This window comes from Oricola nitratireducens (assembly GCF_014904745.1).
Classification (GTDB): domain Bacteria; phylum Pseudomonadota; class Alphaproteobacteria; order Rhizobiales; family Rhizobiaceae; genus Oricola; species Oricola nitratireducens.
The window spans coordinates 1-309 of the sequence record NZ_JACZCS010000020.1 but is presented as its reverse complement, the minus strand read 5'-3'; the positions used below and the strand labels follow the sequence as shown (position 1 = coordinate 309).

Below are 309 nucleotides of genomic sequence, written 5' to 3'. Positions count from 1 at the left end.
CGGCCGCGCCCATCGCGCCCCAGGCAATGCCGTAGCGCGCCCGGTTGAGGCAGCCGAACGGGCCCTTCAGCCCCTCGACATTCGGCAGCAACGCACCTTCGCCGACCTCGACGCCGTCCATCACCACCTCGCCGGTCACCGAGGCGCGCAGCGACAGCTTGCCGCCGATCTTCGGCGCGGAAAGACCCTGCATCCCCTTTTCGAGGACGAAGCCGCGAATCTTGCCGCCATGCGCCTCGGACTTCGCCCAGATGACGAAGACGTCGGCGATCGGCGCATTGGAGATCCACATCTTCGAGCCGGTCAGCT

1 protein-coding gene is annotated in these 309 nt (G+C 67.6%); it reads right to left on the bottom strand.

Going from position 1 to position 309, the window contains the following annotated elements:
- Positions 1–309 (bottom strand): acyl-CoA dehydrogenase family protein (locus IG169_RS11135; protein ID WP_193176289.1); only part of this gene is annotated, 309 nt, incomplete at both ends.